General features: G+C 65.7%; 20 protein-coding genes. 6 read left to right on the top strand and 14 right to left on the bottom strand.

The window, feature by feature from the left end; all coding sequences use genetic code 11:
- From TO66_RS31535 to TO66_RS31505, 7 genes are read right to left on the bottom strand one after another with little or no spacing between them, the layout of a single operon-like run.
- On the bottom strand, positions 1-1,131 hold the full coding sequence (locus TO66_RS31535; RefSeq protein ID WP_044465889.1) for a glycosyltransferase family 1 protein: 1,131 nt from the start codon (positions 1,129-1,131) through the stop codon (positions 1-3).
- Positions 1,115-2,488 carry a glycosyltransferase family 1 protein gene (locus TO66_RS31530; RefSeq protein WP_044465888.1) on the bottom strand — a complete coding sequence of 458 codons (1,374 nt, stop codon included), beginning with the start codon at positions 2,486-2,488 and terminating at the stop codon, positions 1,115-1,117. The genes TO66_RS31535 and TO66_RS31530 overlap by 17 nt, the downstream gene beginning before the upstream one ends.
- Positions 2,485-3,750: an ABC transporter ATP-binding protein gene (locus TO66_RS31525; protein ID WP_044465887.1), complete on the bottom strand. Its 1,266-nt coding sequence runs from the start codon at positions 3,748-3,750 to the stop codon at positions 2,485-2,487. The genes TO66_RS31530 and TO66_RS31525 overlap by 4 nt, the downstream gene beginning before the upstream one ends.
- Positions 3,750-4,547: an ABC transporter permease gene (locus TO66_RS31520; protein WP_044465886.1), complete on the bottom strand. Its 798-nt coding sequence runs from the start codon at positions 4,545-4,547 to the stop codon at positions 3,750-3,752. The genes TO66_RS31525 and TO66_RS31520 overlap by 1 nt, the downstream gene beginning before the upstream one ends.
- Positions 4,547-5,989 carry a mannose-1-phosphate guanylyltransferase/mannose-6-phosphate isomerase gene (locus TO66_RS31515; protein WP_044465885.1) on the bottom strand — a complete coding sequence of 481 codons (1,443 nt, stop codon included), beginning with the start codon at positions 5,987-5,989 and terminating at the stop codon, positions 4,547-4,549. The genes TO66_RS31520 and TO66_RS31515 overlap by 1 nt, the downstream gene beginning before the upstream one ends.
- Before the next feature lie 3 nt (positions 5,990-5,992).
- Positions 5,993-6,964 (bottom strand): GDP-mannose 4,6-dehydratase, encoded by a 972-nt coding sequence (gene gmd, locus TO66_RS31510; protein ID WP_044465884.1) that lies wholly within the window; start codon positions 6,962-6,964, stop codon positions 5,993-5,995.
- Entirely contained in the window at positions 6,961-7,872 is a 912-nt protein-coding gene (locus tag TO66_RS31505) for a GDP-mannose 4,6-dehydratase (protein ID WP_044465883.1), read from the bottom strand. The genes gmd and TO66_RS31505 overlap by 4 nt, the downstream gene beginning before the upstream one ends.
- A 431-nt stretch (positions 7,873-8,303) precedes the next feature.
- On the opposite strand from TO66_RS31505, the gene TO66_RS31500 reads away from it, so the two are divergent.
- The 5 genes from TO66_RS31500 to TO66_RS31480 are packed head-to-tail and all read left to right on the top strand — an operon-like array spanning position 8,304 to position 14,086.
- A complete protein-coding gene (locus tag TO66_RS31500; RefSeq protein ID WP_044465882.1) occupies positions 8,304-9,935 on the top strand; it encodes a glycosyltransferase in 1,632 nt (543 codons plus the stop codon).
- Positions 9,935-11,239: a glycosyltransferase gene (locus TO66_RS31495; RefSeq protein ID WP_044465881.1), complete on the top strand. Its 1,305-nt coding sequence runs from the start codon at positions 9,935-9,937 to the stop codon at positions 11,237-11,239. Before TO66_RS31500 ends, TO66_RS31495 begins: the two co-directional genes overlap by 1 nt.
- Before the next feature lie 8 nt (positions 11,240-11,247).
- Complete coding sequence (locus TO66_RS31490; protein WP_409077208.1) at positions 11,248-12,114, top strand: methyltransferase domain-containing protein; 867 nt, start codon at positions 11,248-11,250, stop codon at positions 12,112-12,114.
- Positions 12,111-13,268 (top strand): acyltransferase, encoded by a 1,158-nt coding sequence (locus tag TO66_RS31485; protein ID WP_044465879.1) that lies wholly within the window; start codon positions 12,111-12,113, stop codon positions 13,266-13,268. The genes TO66_RS31490 and TO66_RS31485 overlap by 4 nt, the downstream gene beginning before the upstream one ends.
- Entirely contained in the window at positions 13,262-14,086 is an 825-nt protein-coding gene (locus TO66_RS31480) for a class I SAM-dependent methyltransferase (RefSeq protein ID WP_044465878.1), read from the top strand. The genes TO66_RS31485 and TO66_RS31480 overlap by 7 nt, the downstream gene beginning before the upstream one ends.
- Before the next feature lie 10 nt (positions 14,087-14,096).
- Here the strand turns inward: TO66_RS31480 and TO66_RS31475 are convergent, their stop codons facing one another.
- On the bottom strand, positions 14,097-14,723 hold the full coding sequence (locus tag TO66_RS31475; protein ID WP_044465877.1) for a LysE family translocator: 627 nt from the start codon (positions 14,721-14,723) through the stop codon (positions 14,097-14,099).
- 145 nt (positions 14,724-14,868) lie between these two features.
- Here TO66_RS31475 and TO66_RS31470 point away from each other — a divergent pair, with 145 nt between their 5' ends.
- Complete coding sequence (locus tag TO66_RS31470; protein ID WP_044465876.1) at positions 14,869-15,342, top strand: Lrp/AsnC family transcriptional regulator; 474 nt, start codon at positions 14,869-14,871, stop codon at positions 15,340-15,342.
- A gap of 130 nt (positions 15,343-15,472) precedes the next feature.
- Here TO66_RS31470 and lpdA read toward each other — a convergent pair whose 3' ends face one another.
- The 6 genes from lpdA to TO66_RS31440 all read right to left on the bottom strand — a co-directional run bounded on the left by lpdA (position 15,473) and on the right by TO66_RS31440 (position 22,221).
- Positions 15,473-16,873 (bottom strand): dihydrolipoyl dehydrogenase, encoded by a 1,401-nt coding sequence (lpdA, locus tag TO66_RS31465; protein ID WP_044465875.1) that lies wholly within the window; start codon positions 16,871-16,873, stop codon positions 15,473-15,475.
- A 235-nt stretch (positions 16,874-17,108) separates the two neighbouring features.
- On the bottom strand, positions 17,109-18,041 hold the full coding sequence (locus TO66_RS31460; RefSeq protein ID WP_044465874.1) for a phosphatidate cytidylyltransferase: 933 nt from the start codon (positions 18,039-18,041) through the stop codon (positions 17,109-17,111).
- A 1-nt stretch (position 18,042) separates the two neighbouring features.
- Positions 18,043-18,666 carry a 1-acyl-sn-glycerol-3-phosphate acyltransferase gene (locus TO66_RS31455; protein ID WP_044465873.1) on the bottom strand — a complete coding sequence of 208 codons (624 nt, stop codon included), beginning with the start codon at positions 18,664-18,666 and terminating at the stop codon, positions 18,043-18,045.
- 9 nt (positions 18,667-18,675) lie between these two features.
- Complete coding sequence (locus TO66_RS31450; RefSeq protein ID WP_044465872.1) at positions 18,676-19,131, bottom strand: hypothetical protein; 456 nt, start codon at positions 19,129-19,131, stop codon at positions 18,676-18,678.
- The gene (locus tag TO66_RS31445; protein ID WP_409077163.1) at positions 19,121-20,467 is read right to left on the bottom strand and encodes a phosphatase PAP2/dual specificity phosphatase family protein; all 1,347 of its coding nucleotides are present in this window, start codon (positions 20,465-20,467) and stop codon (positions 19,121-19,123) included. Before TO66_RS31445 ends, TO66_RS31450 begins: the two co-directional genes overlap by 11 nt.
- Positions 20,464-22,221, bottom strand: coding sequence for a bifunctional alpha/beta hydrolase/class I SAM-dependent methyltransferase (locus TO66_RS31440; RefSeq protein ID WP_044465871.1), 1,758 nt, complete (start codon positions 22,219-22,221; stop codon positions 20,464-20,466). The genes TO66_RS31445 and TO66_RS31440 overlap by 4 nt, the downstream gene beginning before the upstream one ends.
- Position 22,222: the final 1 nt, after the last annotated feature.

Genomic DNA, 22,222 nt, shown 5'->3' with positions numbered 1-22,222 from the left:
TCAGCCTCCCATGGCCTGGCGATAGGTGCGCGCGGTGATTTGCGCGCAGTGCTTCCAGGAAAAAAGCCCGGCTTGTTGTAATCCAGCCTCGCGGCATGTTTGCCAGTGGGGCTCGTCGTCGATCAGGCGTAGCAGGGTAGTGGATAAGCCTTCCACGTCGCCGGGCTCGACATAATTGCCCGCCGCTCCCGCGACTTCCGGCATCGCCGAGCGCCGTGTCAGCACCACGGGGGTGCCGCTGGCCATGGCCTCCAGGACCGGAAGGCCGAAACCTTCATACAGTGACGGAAAGACCAGCGCCCTGGCCCCTGCCACCCATTGCGCCACCTGTTCGTCCGGCAAGTAGCCGAGCAGGCGCACATGGCCGCTGGCCAGGCCTTTTTGCAGCACCTCGCTGAACTGCCCTTGTTCCCAGCCGGCCATACCGATAATCAGCAATGGATAGCGTTGACGCAGTGTGGATGGCATCCGTGCGTGGGCTTCGAGGGCTTGCGACAAGTTCTTGCGGGGCTCAAGCGTACCGACACAGAGAAAATAGCCACGAGGTTGCAGGCCGTGGGGGGCCAGGCTGTGTTCCAGCTCGGCATGCTCCCGTGGATGGAAACGCGCGGCGACCCCCAGCGGGGCTACCACGAAGCGGTCCCGGGGCAGGCCAAAATAGTCCTGGGCCTCATCGGCGACAAACTGCGAATCGGTCAGGATCAGCCTTGCCTGCTCTACGCCTGCACCAAGGCGTCGCTCGATTTCCTTCAAGCGTGCCGGCGGCTGGGTGGAGGGGTAATGCAGGTGGGTCAAGTCATGCAGGGTGATCACGGTCGGGCCGTCGAATTCCAGTGGCCAGAGGCTGGGCTCGTGATAGAGGTCGACCGCTGGCGACTGGCTGCCGTTGAAGCGCTGCTGCTCCAGCCAGCGTCGGGCCCGGTAGGCTCCGGGGATCCGTCGTAGCCAGGGGGCCAGCCGGGAATAGCCCGGCATGGCGGCGGCAGGCAGTTCGCGGCCCCAGCCCCAACCATGGAACAGCGATAGTTCGAGATCCTGTTCGTCCACCAGCGCCGAGACCAGTTCGGCCACATACTGGCCGATGCCGGTCCGCGGGGCCTGGAGAATGCGGGCGTTAAGGGCTATCCGCATCATGCGTCTCCATGACGGAAGGGGCATGGTTGCGGTGGTAGGCAATACGCTCGACGAGTTGCGCACTGGCTTCGCGCCAGCCCAGCCAGCGCCATTCATCGACATGGCGGGCGGCGGGAAACACGCCGCTGGTTTCATGCTCGATGACAAGGTCGGCCAGGCTTTGCGAGTCATTCAGATCGAAATAGGCCATGAACTCCCCACCGATTTCGCGAAACACCGGAATATCGCTGCCCATGGCCGGCAGGCCACGCTGCATGGCCTCTACCAGGGGCAGGCCGAAGCCTTCGACATAGGAGGGGAATACCAGGGCCGTGGCCTTGGAATAGGCGTACTCCAGGCTGTTGTCGTCCAGGGCGTTGAACATGAACAGACGTCGGTTCAGTTCGGGATGACGACGAATCCGCTCGATCAGTGCCTCGCATTTCCAGCCGATACGCCCGGCAATGCACAGGCGCGCCTGGGACCCGGCAGCCCAGACACGCTCGAAGGCATCGATCAGGTATCCATGGTTCTTGCGTGGTTCGATGGTGCTGACCATCAGGAACACCGGTGCACGGTTCTTGAACAGCTGCGTCAGCGCCGGGTCGATCCGCGAGTTTTCGCTGCACAGATCCAGTTCCGAGCCGAGGTGGAAAAAGTCGAACCAGCGTTGCGCCACCTGCTCGTCGCCCACCCGGCGCAGCATCTCTTCGCGGACCTGGTCGCGGATGGTCGCGGAAATCGCCATGTAGCCGTCGGCGGTGCGGGCGATCCAGTCGAACCAGTGGTTGAACACCCGGACCAGCCCGGCGTCGCAGAACTGGGGATGAGTCAGCGGAATCAGGTCGTAGATCACCGAGACGATGCCTACCCCGTCGCGCTTGAGCTGTTCGGCCAGGGGAAAAAAATCGGCGTGCCAGGAGGAGTCCAGCAACACCAGCTGGTCGCCCGGTTGATGCTGCAGGGGAATGCAGCGTTGAGGGATCTGCCGAGTATTCAAAAGCCGGTTGCACAATCGCAGCGGAATGCTGAAGCAGACCAGGGCGGTCAGGCGGCAAGCCACATAGAGCAGTCGGCGTGGCAGGTACGAGGTGAAAGGCTTACGCCGCTCCAGGGCCCGGTGGCGTACCCAGAAGACGTTGGCCATCTGTTCCAGGCGTACCCGCAGCCCCATCAGGTTCCAACGTTCGGCCTTCAACGGCTTGAGGCTCAAGACCCGATAGAGCTTGTCTTTGAGCATGACCACCGGGATGCACTCGGCCGAGGCGTCGGCCGCCGGCAGTTCACGGATGACGTTGCGCACCACGCGCTGGATGCCCGAGTTGGTTTCAGGGTGTTCGAACACGTAGGTGCATTCGATCAACAGTCGGGTCATGGCGCCACTCGCTGGGTCATCGGTTCGGGGGACTTCAGGGGCTCGCGGACGATGCTGGTCCGCGCCTGCAGCCAGGAGCAGCCGACGAAATCTTCCTGGCGGTTGTTGATGACATGGAAGACCAGGCCGTAGTCGCGCCACTCGAAGTTGCGGTCCAGGTGCGAATCCAGCCGCGACAGGCTCAGGGCCACCGAGTAGTTGCCCTTGCCCAGACCCATGGTGAAGGCGAAGCGGAAGGTGACGTGTTCGCCGGCGTGAAGGTCGGTCAGGGCCTGGTCCTGGCGATGGGTGTTGATGCCATACATGGGCTGGCCGAGGCGGTCCTTGATCATGAAGCCCAGTACCAGCCGCTCGATGGCCTGGCGCACCTCGACCTGCACTTCCAGCACCACCGGCTGGCCGACTTCGGCCACCTCGATCGAGCGCTCGCGTTCGTCGCGCAGGTGCACGCTGAGGATCCCGGCCTCGCCGGTGCCGGAAATGGTCCGCACCTGACCGTTGGCCAGCATTTCCTGGCGCACCGTCTGGCCCTCGCGCTCGGCGAGCATGGCGTTGTAGTAGTCCATCACTTCTTCCGGCTTGCCATGCAGGGCCACGCGGCCCTGCTCCAGCAGGATCGCGGTGTCGCAGATCGACTGGATCGCCGAGCGGTCATGGGAAACGATCAGCAGGGTGCTGCCGGCACGGCGGAAGCTGCGGATGCGTTCGAAGCTCTTGTGCTGGAAATAGGCATCGCCCACCGATAGAGCCTCGTCGACGATCAGGATGTCCGGGCGGCGCGCCGTGGCTACGCTGAACGCCAGGCGCATCTGCATGCCGCTGGAATAGGTGCGCACCGGATGGTCGATGGCCTCGCCGATTTCGGCGAAGGCTTCGATGTCCGGCATCAGGGCTTCGATTTCCTCGACCTGCATGCCCAGCAACTGGCCGGCCATGACCACGTTCTGGCGTCCGGTGAAGTCCGGATGAAAGCCCATGCCCAGCTCCAGCAGCGCCGCGACCCGGCCCTGCAGCCGGATCTCGCCGCAGGTCGGCTGGGTGGTGCCGGTGATCATCTTCAGCAGGGTGCTCTTGCCGGCGCCGTTGACCCCGACGATGCCCACGGCCTGGCCCGGCTCGATCTCGAAATCGACGCCCTGCAGCACCCAGTGCAACTGATGGCGCGGCGCGGAAAACGGAATCAGCCATTCGAACAGCCGGCTCCAGCGGTTCGGGTACTGCTTGTAGGCCTTGCCCAGGCCGGTGACGCGTATATGTCCCATCAGAGCTCATCCACCATTTCACCGACGCGCTGGCGGAACAGCCGCAGCCCCATGGCGCAGAACAACAGGCTGATCACCAGCAGCGGTGTCAGCGAACTCCACTGTGGCCATTGGTCGTACAGGAACAGGTTCTGGTAGCTGTGCATCAGCGCGGTCAGCGGGTTGAGCGCCAGCAGGCGCTGGATCGACTCGGGCAGGATGCCGATGGGGTAGACGATGGGTGTGAGCCAGAACCAGAACTGCAGGAAGATGCCGTAGAACTGCGCGACATCGCGGAAGAACACATTCAGCACCCCGAGGATCATGCCCAGGCCGGCGCAGAACAGCACCTGCAACAGCAGCAGCGGGACCAGCGCCAGCAGCGCCAGGCCCGGCAAGCGCCCGGTGATCAACAGGAAGCCGAGGAACAGGCCGAGGATGATCGCGAAGTTGATGCCGGCGTTGAGCAGCACGATCACCGGCAGGCAGATGCGCGGGAAGCTGATCTTCTTCAGCAGGTTGGCGTTTTCCAGGAACATGTTCTGGCTGCGCAGGGTCAGCTCGGAAAACAGGCCCCAGGTCAGCAGTCCGGCGCACAGGTAGACGCTGTAGGCCAGGCCGTCTTCCACGCCGGGCAGGCGGGCGCGCATCACCTGGGAAAAGATCACCGTGTAGACGACGATCATCGACAGCGGATTGAGCACGGTCCACAGGGCGCCGAACAGCGAGTTGCGATAGCGCGCCTGGAACTCGCGCTGCACGCTACCAAGGATGAAGCCCCGATAGCCGCGCAGCGAGCGGTACAGATTGAGCAGCATCAGGCCGTCCTGCCGTATTGGTCTTCGAAGCGCACGATGTCGTCTTCGCCCAGGTATTCGCCGCTCTGCACTTCGATGATGACCAGGTCGATCACTCCCGGATTGGCCAGCCGATGCTTGTGCCCGGCGGCGATGAAGGTGGATTCGTTGCTGTTGACCAGATGCGAGCCGTCGCCGTTGTTGGTGACCATGGCTGTGCCCTTGACCACCACCCAGTGTTCATTGCGATGGTGGTGCATCTGCAGCGACAGCGCCGCCCCCGGCTTGACCACGATCTTCTTGATCTTGAAGCCCGGGCCTTCCTCCAGCACGGTGTAGCTGCCCCAGGGCCGGCTGACCGTGCGGTGCAGGCGGTAGGATTCGTGATTGCGGTCCTTGAGCTGGCGGGCCACCTGGCGCACATCCTGGGCGCGGTCCGCGTGGGCCACCAGGATGGCGTCGGCGGTCTCGACCACGATCAGGTTGTCGACGCCCACGGTGGCGATCATGCGGCCTTCGCTCTGGACGAAGTTGCCGTGGCTGTCGATGAACAGCGCTTCACCGCTGGCGCGGTTGTCCTGGGCATCGGCGTCCACCAGGGCGCTGATGGCGCCCCAGGAGCCGATGTCGCTCCAATCGAACTGCGCCGGCACCACGGCAACCTGGCCCGATACCTCCATCAGCGCGTAGTCGATGGAAATGTCCGGCATCTCGGCGAAATGCTCCGCTGACAGCTCATGCTGGGTGATGCGGCCGGTTTCCACCGGCGCGCTTGCGGCCAGGCAGGCGCGAGCCCGTTCCAGCAGCTCGGGGGCGTGCTGTTGCAGCTCGGCCAGCAGCGTGGCGACGGTGAAACAGAACATGCCCGAGTTCCACAGGAAACGGCCGCTCTCGAGATAGCCCAGGGCGGTCTTCAGATCGGGTTTTTCCACGAAGCGCGCGACCCTGGCGGCGCCGCGATCGTCGAGGGCGGAGCCTGACTCGATATAGCCAAAGCCGGTTTCCGGCGCGTCCGGGGTGACGCCGAAGGTGACCAGATGCCCGGTTTCGGCCAGCTGCGCGGCGTGAGCGACGGCGTTTTTGAACGCCTCTTCATTGCGGATCAGATGGTCCGCCGGCATCACCACCAGGGTCGCCTGGTCGCCGTGCCGGGCCTGCGCGGCCAGGGCCGCGACGGCTATCGCCGGGGCGGTGTTGCGCCCGGTGGGTTCGAGGATGAAGTGTCCATGATGCCGATCCAGCCTGGCGGCCTGGAAGTGATCCTTGCTTTGAAAGTAGTGGTCGCGGTTGGTCACGGTAACGATGTCGCCGCTACCGGCCAGCAACGTGGCCGCGCGCCGATAGGTCTTGCCCAGCAGACTCTGCCCGTCGGGCAGGGTCATGAAGGGCTTGGGATGACCTTCGCGCGATACCGGCCACAAGCGAGTCCCGGCACCGCCGGAAAGAATCACTGGAATCAGCATGCCTTACTCCTTGGCGACGCGTTTCATGTCCGCATCCATCATCATGCGGATCAGGGTGTCCAGATCGGTCCGGGGTTTCCAGCCGAGCAGCCGCTGGGCCTTGGCCGGATTGCCCAGCAGCACATCGACTTCCGCAGGACGGAAGAACGCCGGGTCGATCTTCACGTAGTCACGGTAGTTCAGGCCGACATGCTCGAAAGCGATCTGGCACATTTCGCGCACCGTGGTGGTTACCCCGGTGGCGACCACGAAATCGTCGGCCTTGTCCTGTTGCAGCATCAGCCACATGGCTTCGACATAGTCGCCGGCGAATCCCCAGTCGCGCTTGGCGTCGATGTTGCCCAGGCGCAGTTCCTGCTGCTTGCCCTGCTTGATCCGGGCGGCGGCGTCGGTGACCTTGCGGGTGACGAATTCGATGCCACGCAGCGGCGACTCGTGGTTGAACAGGATGCCGCTGCTGGCATGCAGGCCGAAGCTCTCGCGGTAGTTCACGGTGATCCAGTGACCATAGAGCTTGGCCACGCCGTAGGGGCTGCGAGGGTAGAAGGGGGTGCTCTCGTCCTGCCGCTCGGCCTGGATCAGGCCGAACATCTCGCTGGTGGAGGCCTGGTAGAAGCGGGTGTGCGGGCTGAACTGGCGGATCGCTTCGAGCAGATGGGTGACCCCCAGCCCGTCGACGATGCCGGTGGTCACCGGCTGGTCCCAGGAGGCGGCGACGAAACTTTGCGCCGCCAGGTTGTAGACCTCGTCCGGAGCGGACTTGATCACGGCCCGTTGCACGGAGCAGGCGTCGGCCATGTCGCCGTCCAGGTAGAGGATCTGGTCTTCGATGCCCATTTCGCGCAAGCGCCAGCGCGAGTCGCTGCTGCGCCGCGCCACCAGCCCGTGGACCCGATAGCCCTTGTCCAGCAGCAACTTGGCCAGATAGGCGCCGTCCTGCCCGGTAATCCCTGTGATCAGTGCACTTTTTGTCATTCTTGTCGTACCCGTGACTCCCAGTCGGACAGGATCGCCCGCAGGGATTGTTCTAGTGTGGTTTCAGGTGTCCAGCCAGTGGCTTGTTGCAATCTGGCATGACTGCCGCGCACGCGCCGCTGTTCTGCCCGCCGCAGGCGGGTGGGGTCCTGGACCAGTTCCATTTCGACCTGAGCGATGTCGGCCAACTGCTGGATCAGGCTGCGGATGCTGTGCTCCCGGCCGGAGCAGATGTTGTAGACCTGGCCCGCGGCCCCACTGCGCAGCAGGGCCAGGTAAGCGTCCACCACGTCGCGGACGTCGAGGAAGTCGCGGGTGACATCGATATCGCCGACTTCCAGCCTGGGCGCCTGCAGGCCGAGCTTGATCCTGGCGATCTGGCGGGCGGCGCTGGCGACGGCGAAGCTGTCCAGTTGCCCCGGGCCGATATGGTTGAACGGCCGGGCGACCATCATGGGCCAGCCTTCGCTCATGCCCCATTGCAGGCACAACAGTTCGGCCGAGGCCTTGCTCACCGCATAAGGGTTGCGCGGGCAGGGCGGCTGGTGCTCGTCGATGGGCAGGGCATCTTCGCCGACCTGGCCATAGACGTCGCCAGAGCTGACATACAGGAAGGTGCCGTTGAAACCACGGGCTTTCAGGGCCTGCAACAGGTTCAAGGTGCCCAGCAGGTTGATCTGCAGGGTCCTGGCGGGATCGCGGAAGGCTTCGGGGACGAACGTCTGGCCGGCCAGGTGAATCACCGCGTCCGGCAACTCGGGCCAGAGGTCTTGCAGGCTTTGCGGTTGGGTCAGGTCGAAGGGGGGCGCAGGCAACAATTCCCAGCCGGCGTCGGCGGAACTCAAGCGGTGTTGGAGATGACGTCCCACGAATCCATTCAGGCCCGTTACAAACAGACGCTTTTTCAAACAGCAGCCCCTTACACGGAGACTTCGGCAATGCTTTGACACATTGATCATGTGAAAAATATGAAAACTCAGCTAGATGAGCAGAGCCTTCCTATTGACGAAGTTTGTTGTAGTTGTTTGGCAGCCAATCTGTGCCAATTGCGTTGGAATTTCAACAAGTCCTACCGTGACCGGTAAGTTCTCGTTTTCTAGCATAGGAAATATCTGGAAGAGAGGTTCCCGAATCTTCAAAGGATGTGTTTAGAATGCCCCTCGTCTCGACCCACAAGCGATCAGGATGGCTGTTTCCGGGCCATGCAAAACTGACCAACAGAACAAGAACGTAGACGGGCATGAGAACGATGGACGCGCCCTCCCGCAGCAGGGGTGTCGCCATGGCTCTACCGTCATTGTGTGAAGGTGCCAGGATGGTGGCTTCATCGTGAGATGCCATGAATTTCATTCTTTACTCGGACGTTAACGACGGCTCCATCAGCCAGAGCCTCGGGCGTCCCGAATACAGCTACTACTTCGTCCTCAAGGCCTATCGCCCGGTGCTGGAAAGCCTGGGGCAGGTGCATGTGGCGCACCGGCCCGACGACGTCGACCGGCTGTATCACGAGCTGCGGCTCAAGGGCGAAGACTGCCTGTTCCTGTCCTTCACTCCACCCCAGAAAACCCCGACCGACCTGGATTGCCCGACCCTCTGCGTGGTGGCCTGGGAGTTCGATTCGATCCCCGACGAACACTGGGATGACGATCCGCGCCAGGACTGGAGCCGCACCCTGGGCCGCCATGGCCGGGTGATCACCCTGTCCAGCCATACCGCCCGGGCGGTGCGTCGGGTGCTCGGCGAGGACTTTCCGGTGCTGGTGCTGCCCGCACCGCTGTGGGAGCGCTTCGACAGCGTGCGCAGCCGATACCCCAATGTTCCGGTCAACGCCGGCACCAGCCTGCAGGTAAAGGGCTGCATCATCGACAGCCGGACCCTGGGGCTGTGCGCCGACGGGCTGATTGCGCCGGTGCTGCCGGAGGAGCCGGCGCCCGCGCCTGAACCAGCACCTGTGCCCGTGGCCACTCCGATTGTCGTCGAGGCGCCGCCGCTGACGGTCGGGCGCCGGCTGTTCATCGCCAAGCACTACCTGCGCGAATGGTATCGGGCCCTGCGCAGCGGCGAATGGCGCCGGCCGCTGTTCATCAGCAAGCACTATGTGCGCGAGTGTTATCGCGAGGGGCTGCGCGACCTGGTGCCCGAAGAGGTACGGACACTGATGGCCAAGGGGCGCCCGGCGGAACAGGCGCCGCTGCCTGCCGCACCGGTCGCACCGCCGCCCGCGGCGCAGCCCGAGCATCCCCAGGCCAGCCTGCCGGCCACCGACCAGCAGGTCGAGTGCCAGGTCGACGGCGTGGTCTACGTCAGCGTGTTCAACCCCGACGACGGTCGCAAGAACTGGCATCAGCTGATCACGGCGTTCTGCTGGGCGATGCGCGACATCGACGACGCCACCCTGGTGTTGAAGATGACCCAGAACGACCTGTCGACCTATTACGTCGAAATGCTCACCCTGCTCTCGCAACTGTCGCCGTTCAGTTGCCGGGTAGTGGTGGTGCACGGTTATCTGGACGACGAACAATTCGCCCGGCTGTACGGCGCGGCGAGTTTCTACGTCAATGCGTCGCGCTGCGAAGGCCTGTGCCTGCCGCTGATGGAATTCATGGCCTGCGGCAAGCCGGCGATCGCGCCGCGACATACCGCCATGCAGGACTACATCGACGAGGACGTGGCCTTCATCGTCAAGTCCAGCCAGGAGCCGGCGATCTGGCCGCAGGACTCGCGCATCCTGTTTCGCACCCTGCGGCATCGCCCGGACTGGGGGTCGTTGAAGACCGCCTACCAGGACAGCTATCGCATGGCCCGGGAAAACCCCGAGCGCTACCAGGCCATGTCCCTGGCCGCGGCCCGGCGCATGCAGGACTACAGCAGCTTCGCCGGCGTGCAGGCGCGCCTGCGGGACTTCCTCGCCCTGGACCCGCTGGCCGAGCCCGGCGACGCATCCTCCCTGGCCGTAGCGGGTAACGCCTGATGCTGATCCTCATTCATTCGGAAACCAACAAGAGCAACATCCAGCAGAACCTGGGCCGCCCCGAGTACAGCTATTACTTCGTGCTCAAGGAGTTCCGGCCGGTGCTGGAGCGCCTGGGCCAGGTGCTGGAGATCAGCCACCCCGACGAGCTGGTGGACCGCCTGTATCGCGACTGCCAGAGCCGCGGCGAGGCGTGCATTTTCCTGTCGTTCTCGCCCCCTCATCGCACGCCCGACCATTACGCCTGCCCGACCATCCCGGTGTTCGCCTGGGAGTTCAGCACGATCCCGACCGAAAGCTGGCAGGGCGAACCGCGCCATGACTGGCGGCGGGTGCTGGGCTCCTCGGGCGCGGCGATCACCCATTCCAGCTTCACCGTGCGCGCGGTGCGCGATGTGATGGGCGAGGACTACCCGATCTGTGCGATCCCGGCGCCGGTCTGGGATCGTTTCGCCCGCCGTGGCGAGCAACTGGGCAAGCAGGCGCGGGCCTCTGGCGTGACCCTCAACCTGCATGGCCTGCTGCTCGACAGCCGGACCCTGGACCTTGATGCCTACGGCCCGCAGACCCTGAGCGAAAGTTCGCCGCTGACGCTCGATACCCGGGCCCGCGACTGCCAGCTGCAGCTCGACGGGGTGATCTACACCTCGGTGTTCAACCCTTACGACGGACGCAAGAACTGGCAGGACATGATCAGTGCGTTCTGCACCACCTTCCGCGACTGCGAAGACGCCACGCTGGTGCTGAAGCTGACCCACCACGATATCGGCAACGCCCTGGGCGACATGCTGCACCACCTGTACAAGAACCAGTCCTATCGCTGCCGGATCGTGCTGATCCACGGCTTCCTGGCCGATGCGGACTACGAGCGCCTGGTGGAGGCCACCAGCTATGTGGTGAATTCCTCGTTCGGCGAAGGGCAATGCCTGCCGCTGATGGAGTTCATGTCCTGCGGCAAGCCGGCGGTGGCGCCGTGCAACACGGCGATGGCCGACTACATCGACGCCGACAACAGCTTTATCGTCGACTCCACCGACGAACTGAGCGCCTGGCCCCACGATCCCCGGGCCGCCTACCGGACCCTGCGCTACATCACCAACTGGGATTCGCTGTGCGCGGCCTATCGCGCCAGCTACGAGGTCGCGCAGCAGGATCCGGCGCGTTATGCGCGGATGTCGACGCATGCCATCGAAAGCCTGCGGCGCTTTTGCAGCCAGGCCACGGCCGAACAGCGCCTGGGCGAGTTTTTCCGGCAGGTGCTGGAGCAGCGTGCGGCGCTGGCCGCGCCTGGGCTGCCGGCGTGATGCGGGCGTTGCTGCGGCGGTTGCTCGGGAGCGCGCCGTCGCCTGTGGCGCTGGCAGCCGAACTGCCCAGGCCTGCGGTTTCGCCCCGGGACTGCGGCTTGCGCGACGCCATGCTCGATGGCTGGTTCCGCGCCGAGACGGGGGAGCTGCTCAAGGGTTTTGCCATCAGCGCCGACGACACCCTGCTCGATGTCGGCTGCGGCGAAGGCGTGGCGACCCTGTTCGCCATGCGCCAGGGCGCCTCGGTGATTTTCACCGACAGCGAATTCGCCAAGGTGCGCGAGCTGGCCCGGCAGGTGCGCGAGCAATCGCAGGTGCCGGCCCTGGGGCTGGTCAGCAACAGCCTGCCGTTGCCGCTGGCCGGGGGTTGCGCCAGCAAGGTGGTGTGCATGGAAGTGCTGGAGCACATCGAACAGCCCGAGCCGTTCCTCGCCGAGCTGGTGCGCATGGGCCGCCCGGGCGCGCAGTACCTGATCAGCGTTCCGGACCCGGTGGGCGAGCATTTGCAGAAGGGCATCGCGCCGCCCGGCTATTACCGCGCGCCGAACCATGTGCAGATCTTTTCCCGCGAGGATTTTGCCCGGCTGGTCGAGGACGCCGGGCTGGTCATCGAGCACCGCCAGGCCACGGGCTTTTTCTGGGTCATGGGGATGATCTTTTTCTGGGCCAGCGAACGGGCCGCGGGGCGCGAACCGCCGGGCGCGGTGCGCGACCGCATCCAGGCGCCGTACCCGGCGCTGATGGAAGGCTGGGCGCGGACCTGGGAAGAGCTGCTGGCGCAGCCCGACGGGCTGGCGATCAAGCAGGTGCTGGACGGCTTCATGCCCAAAAGCCAGGTCATCATCGCGCGCAAGCCCCTGGCGCAGCCGTCTTGAACGACAAGCGGATCCTGGACATCGAGCTGCTGCGCGGCATCGCGGTGCTGGGCGTGGTGTTCCACCATCTGCAGGGCAATCTGTTTCCCGACGGGCTTGCCTGGCTGGGCAGCGTCGCGGCCTACGGCCAGTTCTGGTGGGGCGTGGATTTGTTCTTCGCCATCTCCGGCTTTGTCATCGCCCGCAGCCTGATCCCGCAATTGCGCGCCTGCAGCAACACCGCGCAGGCCTGGCAACGGACCCGCGACTTCTGGATTCGCCGCGCCTTTCGCCTGCTGCCTTCGGCGTGGCTGTGGCTGCTGCTGACGTTGCTGGCGAGCCTGGCGCTCAATCGCTCGGGGGCCTTCGGCAGCCTGCACGCCAACCTGTGGGCCACCGTGGCCGGTCTGTTGCAGTTCGCCAATCTGCGTTTTGCCGACAGCTTCTTCCACTACGAGTACGGCGCCAGCTTCGTCTACTGGAGCCTGGCGCTGGAGGAGCAGTTCTACCTGTTGCTGCCGCTGCTGGTACTGCTGTGTCGCAAATACCTGGCCTGGGTGTTGCTGGCGTTGGTGCTGGTGCAAGTCCTGACGATGCGCACGCCGCTGCTGATGGTCATCCGCACCGATGCCATGGCCCTGGGCGTGCTGCTGGCGCTGTGGACGGCCCGCGCCAGCTACCGGTACTGCGAACCGAAGTGGCTGGGGCGCCATCCGGGGCTCGGCCCGCTGCTGTTGCTCCTGGCTGGCCTGGGCCTGGGCTGGCTGGCCACCGACGGCTTCGCGATCACCCATTACCGGGTCGGCGCGCTGGCTGTGCTGTGCGCGCTGCTGGTGTGGATCGCCTCCTACAACCGCGACTACCTGTTGCCCCGCGGTCCGCTGAAAAGCCTGCTGGCCTGGGTCGGCAGCCGTTCCTACGGGCTCTACCTGATCCACATCCCGGTGTTCCTGCTGGTGCGCGAAGCCTGGTTCCGCCTGGCGCCTTCGGGCACGCCCGGGCTGGCCGAGCAACCGCTGCTGGCGCTGGGCTGCGCCGCGGGCCTGCTGCTGTTGCTGAGCGAACTCAATTACCGGATCGTCGAGCTGCCCCTGCGCAATCGGGGTGCCGAGCTGGTGCAACGCCTGGGGTCATCCCGTTCTCCCGTTCCTTCCACTGGAGTCACTTCATGCTGAGCCTTCTGAAAAAACTCACGGCGAGCGCTCCTGCGGCCGTAACGCCCGATACACCGCCGCCGGCCAAGGTCGACCCATACATGCTGGGCCTGCAGGACGCGATGCTCAGCGGCTGGTTCAACCAGGAAAACGGCGAGCTGTTCACCGGCTTCCCGGTGACGGCCGAGGACACCTTGCTCGACGTCGGCTGCGGCGATGGCGGCAACGTGCATTACTGCGCGATGCGCGGGGCGAAGATCATCATTGCCGATATCGACGCGGCCAAGGTCGAGGCCACGCGCCAGCGCCTGAGCGACACCCCGGCGCGCAGCGTCGAATGCCATGTCACCGACTGCAATCCGCTGCCGATCGCCGATGGCACCGCCAGCCGCGTGGTGTCCACCGAGGTCATCGAGCACGTGGACGATCCGGCGCAGTTTCTTTCCGAGCTGGTGCGGGTCGGCCAGCCGGGCGCGTTGTACCTGCTGAGCGTGCCGCACCCGAGCTCCGAGGACCTGCAGAAGGACATCGCCGCGCCCGAGTATTTCCAGAAGCCCAACCACATCCGCATCATCAGCGAAGAGCAGTTCAAGCAGATGGTCGGCGATGCCGGGCTGGAAGTGCTCAGCCATAGCCAATACGGCTTCTACTGGTCGCTGTGGATGCTGCTGTTCTGGGAAGCCAAGGTCGAATTCAGCAACCCCGACCACCCGTTGCTCGATCAGTGGGCCAACACCTGGCAGACCATCCTCAACTCGCCGCGCGGGGTGCAGATCAAGCACGCGTTGGACGCCGTGGTCGCCAAGAGCCAGGTCATCATCGCCCGTAAGCCGGCTTGAAGCTGGGGCTTCAGGCCTGTTGCACGAAGGTCAGGCGCAGGGCGAAGCCGATCAGCAGGCTGCCGAACAGCCATTGCTGGACCCGTTGGGCGGTGTGGCTGTGCGCCAGCCAGCGGCCGATCCAGGCGCCGGCCAGGGCGTAGGCGCTGTCGAACAGCAACCCCACCAACACCAGCAGCAGGCCCAGGCTGGCGAACTGCACCGCCACGGGGCCGGCCTGCGGGTCGATGAACTGCGGCAGCAGCACCGAGCAGAACAGCAGCGCCTTGGGATTGAGCAGGTTGGTCAGCAGGCCGCGGCGGATGGCCGCGCTCCAGGGCAGGGCCGTCACGGTTTCGCCCGCCTGCAGGCTGGGCAACAGGTTGGCCCGCAGGCACTGCACCCCGAGCCACAACAGGTAGGCCGCGCCGCCCAGGCGCACCACCTCGAAGGTCCAGGGCGCGACCTTGAACAGCGTGGCCAGGCCCAGCGCCGCCAGGGCCACATGGCAGCCGCGGGCGATCGCCAGGCCCACCGCCGTGGCCAGCGCCAGGGCCCGTCCCTGGCGGGCGCCGGTTTGCAGCAGGAGGATCATGTCGGGGCCGGGCAGCAGATAGACCACCGCCAATGCCAGGAAAAACAGCCAGAGTTGCGTCACCTTGCCAGCCCTTTCGTTGTCGAGTCGGTGAGGTGATTCTAGGGCCGGAGGGCAGGGCAAGTGCTTGCGTATTCAGCCAGTATCGGTGCGCAAATTGGCATAATCTTCCATTTGAAGACGCCACTTCCCTAGAGATATGCCAAAAATGAAACTCGATGCCTACGACCGCAAGATCCTCGCCGCCCTGCAGCGCGATGGCCGCCTGAGCAACGTGCAGCTGGCGGAAGAGATCGGCCTGTCCCCTTCGCCCTGCCTGCGCCGGGTACGGATGCTGGAAGAGGCCGGGGTGATTCGCGGTTACCAGGCCAATCTCGACCGCGATGAGGTCGGCCTGGGCCTGACGGTGTTCGTCGGGGTCAGGGTCGAACGCCACACCGACGAGCATTCCGAGGCTTTTCACCGGGCGGTGGCTGCGTTGCCGGAGGTGATCTCGGCGTTCCTGGTGTCCGGCGAGTCGGACTTCCTGCTGCAAGTGGTGGTGCCGGACCTGCGCGCCTACGACCGTTTCCTCACCGGCAGCCTGTTGAAGCTGCCGGGCGTCAGCGATATCCGCAGCAACTTCGCGATCCACACGGTGAAAACCCCGGGAGCGCTACCGCTGGGGCATCTGCCGGCCTGAAAGGGACCCCGTAGGAGCGAAGCTTGCTCGCGATAGGATCAACCCGGTTCAAGGAAAAGACCGCGTCGAGACCATCGCGAGCAAGCTTCGCTCCTACAAGAACTGGAGCTTGCTCGCGGGCGCCGCCAGGCTAAATCTGCGTGGCCATCCCTTCCACATTCATCGCCGCCTGGCGCAAGGCCTCCGAGCGGGTCGGATGGGGGTGGCAGGTCAGGGCGATGTCTTCGGCCGAGGCGGAGAACTCCATGGCCACGCAGTATTCGCCGATCATTTCGCTGACGCTCGGTCCTACCAGATGCACGCCGAGGATCTCGTCGGTCTGGGCGTCCGCCAGGACCTTGGCGAATCCTTCGGTCTCATGGTTGATCTTGGCCCGGCTGTTGGCGGTGAAGGGGAACTTGCCGGCCTTGTAGGCGCGGCCTTCGGCCTTGAGCTGTTCCTCGGTCTTGCCGACGCTCGCCAGCTCGGGCCGGGTGTAGATCACATTGGGAATCAACGCGTAATTGACCTCGCCGGCCTTGCCGACGATCTGCTCGATACAGGCCATGGCCTCGTCCTCGGCCTTGTGGGCGAGCATCGGTCCGGAGGTGACGTCGCCAATCACCCACACGCCCGGGGCCTCGGTGCGGTGCTGGCGGTTGGCGAGCAGGCCGCGCGAGTCGGTGGCCAGGCCGACATTCTCCAGGCCCAGGCCGCGGGTATAGGGGCGGCGCCCGATGGCCACCAGCACGTAGTCGGCCTCCAGCAGCTCGGCGTTGCCGCCCGCCGCCGGCTCGACGCTCAACTGCACGCCGCTTTCCGAGGGGGTGGCGCGGGTGACCTTGGCCCCGAGGTGGAAGGCGATGCCCTGTTTGCCCAGGGCCTTCTGCAAGGTCTTGCCGGCCTCGGCGTCGACGCCGGGGCAGATCCGGTCCAGGTATTCGACCACCGTCACCTCGGCGCCCAGGCGCCGCCACACCGAGCCCAGCTCCAGGCCGATGACCCCGGCACCGATCACCACCAGGTGCTTGGGTACTTCGCCGAGGGACAGGGCCCCGGTGGAGTCGAGGATGCGCCGGTTGTCGATCTCCACCCCGGGCAGCGGCGTCGGCTCGGAGCCGGTGGCGATCACGATGTCCCTGGCCTGCAAGCGGGTCTGGCCGCCGCTGCTGTCGGTCACCGTGACCTGGCCGGGGCCGTCGATATGCCCCCAGCCCTTGATCCAGTCGACCTTGTTCTTGCGAAACAGGAACTCGATGCCTTTGGTCAGGCCGGCCACGCTGTCGTCCTTCTGCTTCATCATCTGCGCGAGGTTGAGGCTCGGCGTGACCTCGATGCCCAGATCGGCGAACTCTTTGCCCATGGCTGCCTCGTACAGCTCCGAAGCGTGCAACAGGGCCTTGGACGGCATGCAGCCGACATTCAGGCAGGTGCCGCCGAGGGTGTCGCGGCCCTCGACGCACGCGACCTTGAGCCCCAGCTGGCCGGCGCGAATGGCGGCGTTGTAACCGCCGGGGCCCCCACCGAGGATGACGACGTCGTAGCTGCTCATGGCTTGTTCTCCTGCTGTCGGAAAGAAGAGTGCAAAGGAAGCCGATCAAAAAATTATGACCGTAATATGAGCGTGCGAAAGCCGAGCGGTCAAGCAAAGGCGTTCACATCCCCTGTAGGAGCGAAGCTTGCTCGCGATGGCATCGACGCGGTCTTGCAGATAAACCGCGTTGGCCCTATCGCGAGCAATCGAGCGTCGACCGGCTGCTCCTACAGGTTCGGGTGTCAGAGGGGATTCAGGTCCACCAGTAGCGCACCAGGTGGAAGAAGATCGGCGCGGCGAAGCACACCGAATCCAGGCGGTCGAGCATGCCGCCGTGGCCTTCGATCATGTGGCCCCAGTCCTTCACCCCGCGGTCGCGCTTGATCGCCGACATGACGATGCCGCCGGCGAAGCCCAGCAGGTTGATCAGCAGGGCGATGAAGAACGACTGCCAGAGGCTGAACGGAGTGATCCACCACAGCGCGCCGCCGATCATCGACGCCAGCAGGATGCCGCCGACAAAACCTTCCACGGTCTTGGACGGCGAGAGGCGCGGGGCGATCTTGCGTTTGCCGAAGAGTTTTCCACAGACGTACTGCAACACGTCCGACATCTGCACCACGATCACCAGGTAAGCGATCAACAGCAGGTTGCGCCCTTCGTAGCCGGCGATATCCAGGGTCAGCAGGGCCGGCACGAACGACACGCAGAACACCGCGATCATCAGGCCCCACTGCACCTTGGAGGCGCGCTCCAGGAAGTGCGTGCTGTCGCCGCCCAGGGACGCGAGGATCGGCAGCAGCAGGAACACGTAGACCGGGATGAAGATCGAGAACAGCCCATACCAGTCGAAGTAGATCAGCAGGTATTGCAGCGGCAGGGCCAGGTAGAACGCCGCCGCCAGTGCCGGGTAGTCGCTGCGCCGGGTCGGCATCAGGGTCATGAATTCGCGCAGGGCGTAAAAGGACACGGCGTAGAACAGCAGGATCACCGCGCTGGTGCCGAGCCAGAAGGCCAGGCCGATCACCAGCACCATCACCCACCAGGCGTTGATGCGCGCGTTGAGGTTGTCGATCACCGAGTTCGCCGCGCCGCGGGTGCGCAGCTTGAGCAGGAAGCCGATCAGCGATGCCAGTACCAGTACCGCGCCGATCCCGCCGAACAACATCAGGGTCTGTCTATCCATCTCAGGCATGCTCCGGGGCCAGGGCCAGCAGCGCGACACGGCTGCGTTCGAGGAATTGCTCCTTGCTTTCGCCGTCCTCGAGGAACAGCGGCGTGCCGAAGCTGGTGGTGCACAGTAATGGCAAAGGCAGGAAACGGCCCTTGGGCATCACGCGGTTGAGGTTGGCGATCCACACCGGAATCACCTGGGCCTGTGGGTAACTTTTCGCCAGGTGGTAGAGGCCGCTCTTGAATGGCAGCAGGCCGTCCTCCTGCAGATTGCGCGTGCCCTCGGGGAAGATGATCAGCGAATCGCCGTCGGCCAGGGCGTCGAGCATCGGCTGCAAGGGGTTATCCACAGGCTCCTTGCGCTCGCGGTCGATCAGCACGCCGTTGAACACCCGGTTGATGAGGTAGCGCCGCAACGGGCTGGCTTGCCAGTAGTCGGCGCCGGCCACCGGCCGTGTCATGCGGCGCAGCGCCGGCGGCAGCGAGGCCCAGAGCAGCACGAAGTCGCCGTGGCTGCTGTGGTTGGCGTAGTAGATGCGTTGCACCGGTTGCGGCCCGCAACCGAGCCACAGGCTGCGGGCGCCGGTGATGGTGCGGGCGGCGGAGGTGATAAGCGTGGCGACCAGCGGTTCGAGCATGAGAAGTCCTTATCCGGCGATGGCCAGCCACGGGCTGGCCAGGATGAAACCCAGTGTCAGTATGGTTTGCGCGGCCAGCAGCAGAGCCTGGCGGCGTAGCAGGTCGAGGGCGCCGCGGCTGCGCTGGGGCCAGGCCCGGCCACCGGCGCTCGCCGGTTGCAGGCCCAGCGCCGCCAGTGCCTGGTCCAGGGCGACAGTGCGTTCGGCCAGCGGCAGGGGGCTGTCGGCGACCCGCTGGAACAGCTCGGCGTCGAAGGCCACCCGCAGCGCCCAGTATTTTTGCAGCAGCCCCAGGAGCAGCAGCGCAACACTCAGCGCGATGGCCCATGGGGTGATGGCGCCGAGCAGCCATTGGCCGAGGCCGAGCAGGGCACCGAGCAAGGCCAGGCCTGTGGATAACAGGTCCAGCGAATGCCCGCGGCGCAACAGGCTCGCCACCGCATGCAATTCCATGTCAGTGCTCATGACGGTTTCCCGAGGCTGTGGATAACGGCTCCAGGGCCAGCCGGTGCGCGGGTTGCAGGACAATCTGCGGGCGCGCGCGGCGGATCTGCACGATGGCCGCATCGACGCTGGCGGCGCGGCCTGTGGACAACAGCCAGGCGGCGATCGCAGTGGCGCTGCGCGAATAGCCCAGGGCGCAGCAGACCAGTAACGGGCCCTGTGCGCGCAGGCTTTCGATGGCTTCGGCGGCCTCGCGGCATTGCGCGGTGGTGGGAGCGATCAGGTCGAGCACCGGTATGCAGCGGTAGGCCACCCGGCGACTGTCCACGGACAGCTCGGCGCACAGGTCGACGACGGCACCGAACGGGCTGTCGCGCAGCTCGCCCGGGGGCGGGATGCGCCCCAGCCAGACGTTATCCACAACCTCGTCGGGCTGTGGATGCTTGCGGGTCCACCAGCGGGAGTTGCCCCAGGCCGCCGCCAGATACGGTGCCAGCAGCCAGCGGGTGGCGCTGCCCAGGCGGCCGTCGGGGCCTTTCTGGAAACCCCGGGCGTCGAACAGGGCGTAGTTGAGCGCCAGCAGTAGCAAGGCCAGCGCCGGCCACCACAGCCACAGCCAGGCCCCGGCGAGGCAGTCCGCCACCGCGGCGAACGCCAGGGCGCCCACGGCGTAGCGGGCTGCCAGGCGCCAGCGCTGAGGATCGCGCGCGGGGCGCAGGCCCTGGAGCATGCCGGGACGCTCCAGCGGCCACAGCCACACACACAGCCAGCCCGCCAGGGCGCCGGTAGGCACGTCGACGAAGTGGTGTTGATAAGTGGTCAGCACCGAAACCCCGATCAACGCGAACCAGCCGTGCACCAGCCAGCGCCAGGCGCCCCGGGTGTGGCGCGCGTAGCAGGTCCAGAGCACCACCAGCAGCGCGATATGCAGCGACGGTGCCTGGTTGAACGGCTTGTCGAAGCCGGCCAGCACCTCGAACAGCCAGCCGAACACCCCGTCCAGCTCCGGCCGCTGGAAGGTGAAGCGCAACGGCCAGAGCAGGAAGCAGCTGACGGCGATGACCTGGGCGGTCAACAGGCGCAAGGCATGGCGCTTGAGTTCTTGCCGGCTGTTGGGCAACAGCAGGGAAAAGCCGTACAGCAGATCGATCGACCAGTAGGGCACGATGGTCCAGGCCCAGAACGGCATTTGCCGTTCCCAGTCGAACACCAGGCTGCCGACGTCGGCGCGCTGCGCGGTGACCCAGGTGGCGAAGCCATAGGTGCCGAAGAACAGCGGCGCCAACAGCAGCAGCCAGAGCACCGCGGGTTTCAGCAGCCCCGGCTCGCGAGGGGCGGTGGCGGCGGTGGCCATCATTGCACCCGCTGCGCCAGCGACACGCTGAAAATACCCCACTCATCGACGCGCAGGGTAATCCGGCGAAAGCCCGCGGCTTCCACCAACTGGTCCATCTCGGCCTGGGTGCGGCGGCGCATCACCCAGGCCTGCCCCGCGCGGTGGCTGGTCAGGGCGCGGGCGATCAGTTCCAGCTGCGGGTGCCACGGTTGCCCGGTGTAGACCAGGTAGCCGCCCGGTTCCACGGCGGCGGCCAGGCCGGCCAGGGAATCGCCGACCATCTGGTTGTCGGCGAACAGCTCGTACAGCCCGGAGACCACCGCCAGGGTCGGCTTGGGCTCCAGGGCGGCGAGGTCCTGGCGGTCGAACGCGTCACCCTTGACGAAGCGGGCGATCTCGCCCAGCCCCTTCTCCGCGATCAGGGCGCTGCCGTCGCGCACGTTGATGTCGCTGTAGTCGCGCAGCAGGATCGACTCGGGCAGCGGGCTGACGCCCTGCAAGGCTTCGAGAATGTAGCGCCCGTGGCCGGCGGCGATATCGACGATGCGCACCTCGCGGCGCTGGTCGCGGAGTTTCTCCATGGCCAGGCGCAGCAACTCTTCCACATGCAGCTTGCGCTGGCGGATGCCGCGCCAGCCGATGGAATCCAGGTAGTTGCGGTCGATCATCCGGCCCACGGCCGAGGTGCCGGTGGGCTGGTTGCGGTACACGTAGTCCAGGGTGCTGCCGGAGTCGAAGCCGGTGTCGAAGCCCAGCTTGACCCCGGCCGAGAGCTGGCTGCCCAGGCGCATGCTGGCGCGGGTCAGGCGCCAGTACAGGTCGCGCGGCGAGTTGCGTGGCAGCGGCGCGGCCAGCGCTTCGGACTCGGCGCAGGTCGGGCCCAGGCGGTCGGCGTCGAGCAGGGCGGGGCGCTCCAGCGGCCGGGCGAAATTCTGCAGGATGAAGCGCCGGGCACTGGCCACGGCCGGCGCCCGGGCCTTCTCGCCCAGGGTGTCGTGGAAGAAGCCCGGCAGGATGTGCTTCTCCTTGTGCAGGCTGCCCAGGCGCTCGAAGAACTGCTCCTGGGGCTTGCGATGCACGACGAAGTCGGCGCCGGAGATCAGCAACTGGGTCGGCACCTGGATCGCCTGGGCATCGGCCACCACGCGTTCGGCGGCTTCGTACAGGCCCAGCAGCACGTTCACCGAGATCGCCTTGGTGATCAGCGGGTCGCTGTCATAGGACGCCACGCGTTCCGGGTCGTGGCTGAGGAAGCGTGCCTTGACGTAGCTGTTGACGAAGAAGTTGCCGCGAAAACGCCGCAGCAGCGCCAGGCCCGGACGGGCGAAAGGCACGTAGAGCTTGACCTTGAACGCCGGCGACGCCAGCACCAGAGCGCGGATGCGCGGTGCGTAGTCGTGGACCCAGGTGGCGGCGATCACCGCGCCGACGCTCTGGGCCACCACGGCGATGTGCTCTTCGTCGATACCGTGGCTGCTGCGCAAGTGATCGCAGAAGGTCTGCACGTCGCGCACGCTGGTGGCGAAGCTCGGGCTGTCGCCCCGGGCGCCGGGCGACTGGCCGTGGCCCCGGGCGTCCCAGGCGAAGAAGTCGAACTGCGGCAGGTCCAGCTCGTCCACCAGATGGGCGATACGCGCGGAGTGCTCGTGGCCGCGGTGGAACAGCAGCACCGCCTGGCGCGGGGTCTCCGGCGAGGTGGCGGTGGCCGGCCAGTGGCGATAGAACAGCTCGACGCCGTCGTGGGTGGTGAAGGTCTGGTGGAGAGCTTCGCGCATG

The sequence above is a fragment of the Pseudomonas sp. MRSN 12121 genome (assembly GCF_000931465.1).
Lineage (GTDB): Bacteria > Pseudomonadota > Gammaproteobacteria > Pseudomonadales > Pseudomonadaceae > Aquipseudomonas.
Note: the sequence above shows the minus strand (reverse complement) of the source record. Positions and strands in the feature narration are given on the sequence as shown.